Source organism: Rhodoferax sp. UBA5149 (assembly GCF_002413825.1).
Classification (GTDB): Bacteria; Pseudomonadota; Gammaproteobacteria; order Burkholderiales; family Burkholderiaceae_C; genus Rhodoferax.
This window is the reverse complement of the sequence record NZ_DHXT01000054.1, coordinates 1-2,624: the sequence shown is the minus strand read 5'-3', so window position 1 is coordinate 2,624 and position 2,624 is coordinate 1. Positions and strand designations below refer to the sequence as shown.

Annotated in this window: 3 protein-coding genes and 1 pseudogene; 2 read left to right on the top strand and 2 right to left on the bottom strand. The window is 63.0% G+C overall.

All coding sequences use genetic code 11. From position 1 onward, the window contains the following. Both B3V69_RS04370 and B3V69_RS04365 read right to left on the bottom strand, forming a co-directional pair. Positions 1–512: argininosuccinate synthase domain-containing protein (locus tag B3V69_RS04370; protein WP_296444156.1), on the bottom strand; the 512-nt coding region annotated here is incomplete at its 3' end. 35 nt (positions 513–547) lie between these two features. Continuing rightward, on the bottom strand, positions 548–910 hold the full coding sequence (locus B3V69_RS04365) for an ArsC family reductase (RefSeq protein ID WP_296444154.1): 363 nt from the start codon (positions 908–910) through the stop codon (positions 548–550). 40 nt (positions 911–950) lie between these two features. Here B3V69_RS04365 and folC point away from each other — a divergent pair, with 40 nt between their 5' ends. Beyond that, positions 951–2,267 carry a bifunctional tetrahydrofolate synthase/dihydrofolate synthase gene (gene folC, locus B3V69_RS04360; RefSeq protein ID WP_296444152.1) on the top strand — a complete coding sequence of 439 codons (1,317 nt, stop codon included), beginning with the start codon at positions 951–953 and terminating at the stop codon, positions 2,265–2,267. 19 nt (positions 2,268–2,286) lie between these two features. Continuing rightward, a pseudogene (locus B3V69_RS04355) lies at positions 2,287–2,624 on the top strand (SPOR domain-containing protein); the annotation flags it as partial.

Below are 2,624 nucleotides of genomic sequence, written 5' to 3'. Positions count from 1 at the left end.
TCGGCGCGGCCGCCCAGCTCGTCGATGAACAGCTGGTCCAGCCAGGGTTTGTAAATTTTCAAGGCAGGGTTGGTGAGCAGGCCGTAACGGTAAAAACGCTCGATGTCGTTGCCCTTGAAGGTGCTGCCGTCGCCCCAGATGTTGACGTCGTCCTCTTTCATGGCGGACACCAGCATGGTGCCGGTCACGGCACGGCCCAGCGGCGTGGTGTTGAAGTAGGTCACGCCGGCGGTGGAGATATGGAAGGCGCCGCTTTGCAGGGCGGCAATGCCCTCGGCCGCCAGCTGGCTGCGGCAGTCGATCAGGCGCGCCGCTTGCGCGCCGTACTGCATGGCCTTGCGCGGGATCTCGTCATAGTCCGCTTCGTCGGGCTGGCCCAGGTTGGCCGTATAGGCGTAGGGGATGGCGCCCTTGAGCTTCATCCAGTGCAGTGCCGCGCTGGTGTCCAGGCCGCCGGAGAAAGCGATGCCGACTTTCTGGCCGACGGGAAGGTTTTGGAGAATGGTGGCCATGGTGTGTGCAGTGCAGTTTTGGGTAACCGACGATTTTAGGCGACCCGCGCGCGCCAGGCTGTTTCATCAAAACCGACGGACACGCCGGCGTCGGCCCATTCCATCACCGGTCGCTTGATCACGCTCGGCTGCGCCAGCATCAGGGTCCGGGCGCTGGCGCCGTCCGTCACGCCCGCGCGTGCGGCGTCGTCAAGTCGGCGCCAGGTGGTGCCCCGGGTATTGACGAGTGCTTGCCAGCCCAGGGTCTTGATCCAGCCGTCCAGTCGTTGCTCGGGGACGCCTTGTTTCTTGAAGTCGTGAAATTGAAAGTCCAGGCCTTGCGCGCCGAGCCAGGCGCGGGCTTTCTTGACGGTATCGCAGTTGGGAATGCCGTAGAGGGTGATGCGGTGTGGGTCCATGGGCGCCATCATGCCGCACTCGGCGACAATGACGACGCTTATGAAAACCGAACCCCAAACCCTTGACGCGTGGCTGGCGCATTGCGAGCAGTTGCACCCCAAAAACATCGATATGGGGCTGGACCGCGTCAAAGTGGTGGCCCAGCGGATGGGTATCGGCTTCACGTGCCCGGTGATCACGGTGGCCGGCACCAACGGCAAGGGCTCGACCTGCACCATGCTGGAATCCATCCTGCGCCAGGCCGGGTACCGCACGGGGGTGTACACCTCGCCGCATCTGGTGCGCTTCGAGGAGCGGCTGCGCTTGCAGGGGGATCCGGTGGATGCTCCTGATTTAATAGCAGCCTTCGCACGAGTGGAGAGGGCCAGGTGCCAAAACGATGCAGAAGTCTCGCTCACCTACTTTGAATTTTCCACGCTCGCCATTCTGGACGTGATGGCCCGTAGCGCGCTGGATGTGGCGATCCTCGAAGTGGGCCTGGGCGGGCGGCTCGACGCCGTCAACATCATCGAGCCCGATTGCGCTGTGATCACCAGCATCGACCTCGATCACATGGAGTTTCTGGGATCGGACCGCGAGAGTATTGGCTTTGAGAAGGCTGGCATCATGCGCACCGGGCGCCCGGTGGTGGTGAGTGATCCGATGCCGCCTCAGAGTGTGCTGGACCACGCCACCGAGATTGATGCCGATCTCTGGCGCTTTGGCGTGGACTTCAATGTGTCGGGCGACAAACAGCAGTGGGGCTGGGCCGGCCGCGGGCGGCGCTACAGCGGTTTGGCGTACCCAGCCCTGCGCGGCGCGAACCAGTTGGTGAATGCCGCCGGTGTGCTGGCGGCCTTGACGGCTTTGCGGGATCGCCTGCCGGTGACGGCGCAGGCGGTGCGCAACGGACTGGCTTGTGTGGAACTGCCGGGTCGTTTTCAAATCGTTCCGGGCCAGCCCACGCTGGTCCTGGATGTGGCGCACAACCCGCATTCGGTCGCGGCGCTGGCGGCCAATCTGGATGCGATGGGCTACTTTCCGACCACGCACGTTGTTTTTGGGGCTATGGCCGACAAAGATCTGGTCAGCATGCTGGTCAAGGTCAATCCCTTGATTGACAAGTGGTATTTCACGGATTTGCCGACATCCCGGGCCGAGTCGGCAGCCGCGCTGCTCGCCAAGTGGCAGGCCCAAAACACCAGACGCGACGCCACGGCGTCGATCCACGCTGACCCTCAGCAAGCCTTGCAAGCGGCCATCAATGCCGCAGACCCCGCTGATAGAATCGTCGTCTTTGGGTCGTTCTACACGGTGGGCGGCATTTTGAAGGACGGGGTGCCCCGCCTCCAGGCCAAACACATGCCAAACAATTGAACTCCTGAACTCCCACAACATGGCCTTTTTCAAGTTTCGAAAAGGTGGCGACGAGCAGTCCGCCACGCCTGTCCAGCCCGAGACGGTCGAGGGCATGCGTCGGCGCGCCAAATATCGCCTGATGGGTGCCGCCGTGCTGGTGCTGATGGGCGTGATTGGTTTTCCCATGCTGTTTGACAAGCAGCCACGCCCCATTTCGGTCGACATGCCGATCGAGATCCCCGACAAGAACAAGGCCAAACCGCTGAGTATTCCAGCGCCTGCGGCCGTGGCCGTGGCCGTGCAAGCTGGCAAACCCGACAGCGCGGCATCCGCGTCTGCAGCTCCGGTCGTGGCAACTGCGGTGGTGCCAAAAGT

Coding starts and splice junctions, on each gene's coding strand:
- B3V69_RS04365 (WP_296444154.1), bottom strand. CDS start 910: ATGGACCCACACCGCATCACCCTCTACGGCATTCCCAACTGCGATACC.
- folC (WP_296444152.1), top strand. CDS start 951: ATGAAAACCGAACCCCAAACCCTTGACGCGTGGCTGGCGCATTGCGAG.